This is a genomic window from Stenotrophomonas sp. 05L44_2, assembly GCF_056665995.1.
Window position 1 is genome coordinate 1 of sequence record NZ_JBFTNR010000328.1, and the last position, 4,546, is coordinate 4,546.

4 protein-coding genes are annotated in these 4,546 nt (G+C 66.2%); 3 read left to right on the forward strand and 1 reads right to left on the reverse strand.

The window, feature by feature from the left end:
* From AC1VAN_RS12595 to AC1VAN_RS12605, 3 genes are all read left to right on the forward strand, one after another.
* A partial coding sequence (locus AC1VAN_RS12595; protein WP_134967464.1) for an amino acid--tRNA ligase-related protein occupies nucleotides 1-87 on the forward strand: 87 nt, incomplete at its 5' end.
* Nucleotides 88-290: 203 nt separating this feature from the next.
* Complete coding sequence (gene rpfG, locus AC1VAN_RS12600; RefSeq protein ID WP_480985905.1) at nucleotides 291-1,436, forward strand: cyclic di-GMP phosphodiesterase response regulator RpfG; 1,146 nt, start codon at nucleotides 291-293, stop codon at nucleotides 1,434-1,436.
* Entirely contained in the window at nucleotides 1,433-3,604 is a 2,172-nt protein-coding gene (locus AC1VAN_RS12605) for a response regulator (RefSeq protein ID WP_032975476.1), read from the forward strand. Before rpfG ends, AC1VAN_RS12605 begins: the two co-directional genes overlap by 4 nt.
* 105 nt (nucleotides 3,605-3,709) lie before the next feature.
* On the opposite strand, the gene AC1VAN_RS12610 is transcribed toward AC1VAN_RS12605, so the two are convergent.
* The coding region (locus AC1VAN_RS12610) for a crotonase/enoyl-CoA hydratase family protein (RefSeq protein ID WP_480985906.1) at nucleotides 3,710-4,546 on the reverse strand (837 nt) is incomplete at its 5' end.

The window sequence follows — 4,546 nt, forward strand, 5'->3', positions numbered from 1 at the left end:
GGCGTCGATCGCCTGGTGATGCTGCTGACCGGCAGCAGCTCGATCCGCGACGTGCTGCTGTTCCCGTACATGCGTCCGGAGCAGTAACCGGCGTTTTCGGCGTCCGTTTGTGCGCGTCGTCTCGGTTTGAGACGGCGCCATTGACGCATCCCGCACTCGGCGTATCGTTATTGCACAACCTTGACACCGGCTATGGCTTCATGGGGTCAGGGGAGGCCGCGATGTGGAGAATCCGCTTCACATTGTGACGACGATCATGAATCGGGGAGCTTGTGACGGGAGTCGAGCCGATGCAGGGTGCCAGCGTGCACAGCGGCGGGGTATCCTCGCCCGCTGACCTTTCAGCATGGTCGAGAAAGCAGGCAGAGAACGCCTTGAACATCGTCATCGTCGATGACCAGACTTCCGCACGGACGATGCTCCGTCACGTCATCGAGGACATCGCGCCGGAACTGAGCGTGCATGACTTCGGCGATCCGTTGACGGCGTTGGCATGGTGCGAATCGTACCCGGTCGACCTGCTGCTTCTCGATTACCGCATGCCGGAGATGGACGGGCTGGAGTTCGCCCGCCGCTTCCGCCGGCTGCCGAAACATCGCGATATTCCGGTGATCCTGATCACCGTAGTGGGTGACGAGCCGATCCGCCAGGCAGCACTGGAAGCCGGCGTGATCGATTTCCTGGTCAAGCCGATCCGCCCGCGCGAACTGCGCGCACGCTGCTACAACCTGTTGCAGCTGCGCCAGCAGACCGAGAACGTGAAGCAGCGCGCGCTGTCGCTGGAGCAGCGGCTGCTGGCCAGCATGCACGAGGTGGAGGAGCGCGAGCGCGAGACGCTTTCGCGGCTGGCGCGTGCGATCGAGTTCCGTGATGCCRGCACCAGTGCCTACCTTGAGCGCATGGCGCGCGTGGCTGGCCTGATCGCCGAGCAGCTGGGCCTGCCGGAAGACGACGTCAAGCTGATCGAGATGGCCGCGCCGCTGCACGACATGGGCAAGATCGCCATTCCCGATGCGGTGCTGCTCAAGCAGGGCAAGCTCAATGATGAGGAGCTGGCGATCATGCGACGGCATCCGCGGATTGGCCATGAACTGCTCAGCGGCAGCCAGAACCGCTTCATCCAGGTCGGTGCATTGATCGCGCTGCGTCACCATGAGCGCTACGACGGCAGTGGTTATCCCGATGGCCTGGTCGGCGATGCGATTCCGCTGGAGGCACGCATCGTCGCTGTGGCCGACGTGTTCGATGCGCTGATCTCGCCGCGCCCCTACAAGGAAGCGTGGACGATGGAAGCCACCATGGCCTACCTGTATGCCCAGCGCGGGCGCCTGTTCGATCCGCGTTGCGTGGACGCGTTGCTGCGCGGCCGTGAGCAGCTGGAACAGATCTGCGCCGAGCACTCCACCGCCTCTGCACGGCCGGGACTGGGCGCGTGAAACGCCTGCTGTCGCGATTGCGGTTGCGCCTGTCCCAGCGGCAGGACAGCGAGCACGGGCAGCAGATCGTCCGCATCGTCCTGATCAGCCTGATCCTGGCTTACGTGCTGCTGCCTTCGGCGCGGCACGATCTGCCGCACACCCAGTATGTCGGTGTGCTGGCGATCGTGTTGACGGGGCTGAGTCTGTCGCTGCTGTTGTTCGGCTGGTTGCTGTGGCGGCCGCAGCGTTCCGATCCGCGCCGCGTACTGGGCATGCTGGCCGACTACGGCCTGATCGCTGCCGGCATGATCCAGATGGGCGAGCCGCTGTCGTGGGTCTACATCGTGGTGATGTGGGTGACGGTGGGCAACGGCATGCGCTTCGGCAACCACTACCTGTATGTGGCCGTGGCGATGGCGATGGTCAGCTTCGGCAGTACCGCGCTGTCGACCCCCTATTGGCAACAGAACGCACGCCTGGCCATCGGCCTGTGGCTTGGCCTGGCGGCGGTTCCCCTGTATTTTTCCACGCTGCTGCGGCAGTTGACCGAAGCGATGGCCGAGGCGCGGCGCGCCAGCGAAGCCAAGAGTCGATTCCTGGCCAACATGAGCCACGAGTTTCGTACCCCACTCAATGGATTGAATGGCATGACAGAAGTGTTGGCGACCACGCGCCTGGATGACGAGCAGCGTGAGTGCGTGAGTACCATCCAGGCGTCATCGCGCAGCCTGCTGGCGCTGGTCGAGGAAGTGCTGGACATCTCGGCGATCGAGGCCGGCAAGCTGCGCGTGGTCGCCGAGGATTTCGTTCTTTCCGAAGTGATGCAGGCGATCGGCCTGATCCTGTTGCCGCAGGCCAAGGCCAAGCGCCTGGACTACCGGGTGAAGGTGGCCGAGACCGTGCCGCCGACCCTGCGCGGCGATGTCGGGCATCTGCGGCAGATCCTGCTCAACTTGGCCGGCAACGCGGTCAAGTTCACCGATCACGGCCGGGTCGAGATCCGCGTCAGCGTTGTCCACGCCGACACCCAGGGTGGGGTGCGGCTGCGCTTCGACATTCTCGACACCGGCATCGGCGTTGCACCGGCGATGCGTCCGCGTCTGTTCGAGGCCTTCGAGCAGGCCGACGTCAGCATGGCCCGCCGCCATGAGGGTACCGGCCTGGGCACGACCATCGCCAAGGGGCTGGTGGAAGCCATGGACGGCGAGATCGGTTACCTGGACAACCCGCCGCAGGGCAGCCACTTCTGGGTGGAGCTGCCGTTCGCGCCGCCGCAGCCGGTGGTCCCGGGTGCGGTACCGACCCTTGCTGCTGGCGACGAAACCGGTGCCGGCGGCAACGTCATCGCCTTCGCCGATCCGTTCCTGCGCCATCGCGCGCGCGTGCGCAGCATGCAGATCCTGGTCGCCGACGACCACGAGGCCAACCGCATGGTGCTGCAGCGGCTGCTGCAGAAGGCCGGGCACAAGGTGCTGTGCGTCGATGGTGGCGAGGCGGTGCTCGACGCACTGGCTGAAAGCGAGTTCGATGCGGCCATCGTCGACCTGCACATGCCGGGCATGAGTGGCCTGGACATGCTGAAGGAGCTGCGGGTGATGCAGGCCGGCGGCGGCCCGCGCACGCCGGTGCTGGTGCTCAGCGCCGACGTCACTCCCGAAGCCATCCAGCGCTGTACCCAGGCCGGTGCACATGCGTTCCTGGCCAAGCCCGTGGTGGCCGTGCGACTGCTGGACACCCTGGCCGAGATTGCCAACAACGCTCAGCTCAAGGCCAGTGCGCCGCCGATCGTGCGCACCGTCACCAACCTCGATGGCGTGCTCGATACCGGCGTGCTTGACGAGCTGGCGTCGCTGGGAATGGGCGAGGGTTTCGAGCGCGAGTTCATCCGCCAGTGCCTGGACGATGCCGAATCGTGCCTGCGCAAGGCCGAAGGTGATGGTGAAGCGGCACGCTGGGGTGCTTTCCGCGAGCAGTCGCACGCGATCAAGGGCGTGGCCAGCAACCTGGGCCTGGTGCGCGCGTCCAACCGCGCCGGTGAGTTAATGCGGATGGCCGACTGGCAGCTCAAGGCCGAATGGCGGCAGCGTCTTGCGGTGCTGCAGGGGGCCATCAAGGAAGGCCGGCAGGCGCTGGATGCGCGCGCCGAACGCAAGGCACGCGGCGTGGCCGACGACGGCGAGCGGTAGAGCCAGGCCTGCCGGGCCTGCGCGGTGGGTTGTCGATGACTGCGCGCCGCATAAAAAAAGCCCGGTGGCCAGCCGGGCTTGAACCCTGCGGGGGAGGGGAACGTATCAGGCCACATCCAGATTGGCGCGTCGGGTCTGCGCCTTGATCAAACGGTCCATGGTGCGCAGCGAACGATCGCCCAGGGCCAGTGCCGAATCGACCCAGACCTTGGTGATTTCCAGCAGTTCGTCATAGCTGACCGCCTGTGCCAGGTTGCGCGCGGCGTTCATTGCCAGGTACGACTGCGGCAGGCGCTGCTGCTGGCGGATCATCTCTTCGACCGCGCCGCGGCCTTCACCTTTCCTGACCAGCACGTCGACCACGCCCATCGCGTGCATCTCCTCGGCGCTGTAGATACGGCCATCGAGGATGATCTTCTCGGCCAGCTGCGGCGCCACCCGGCGGCACAGGAACGAGTAGGCGCCCATTCCCGGGAACAGGCCGAACAGCACTTCGGGCAGGCCCATGCCGCACCCTTCCTCGGCCACGATGGTGTGGCAGGCCAGGGCCATTTCCAGGCCACCGCCCAGCGCATCGCCCTGGATCAGGGCGATCGAGCGGACGTCGCCGCCGAAGCCGGTGTGCAGGTGGTGAACGCCCTCCACGCAGCGTTGGGCGTAGGTCAGCAGCAGGTCGCGGTTGCCTTCGCGGATCAGGCGGGTGAACAGGTCCAGGTCGCCGCCCAGGTTGTAGGCGGCGGCGTCGGAGGCCAGCACGAAATGGCGCAGCTGGCCGCTGTGGCGCTGCGCCGGCCCGCGGGTGATGGCGCTCATGTAGCTCCACATCTCGTCCAGCATGTCCTTGCGGCAGCAGGGACGCACGCCGGTGGAGGCATCGGCGTGCATGAACAGCCAGTGTGCGGCGCCGTCGGCGCTGTCCTGGGTGCGGATGGTGGCATAGGG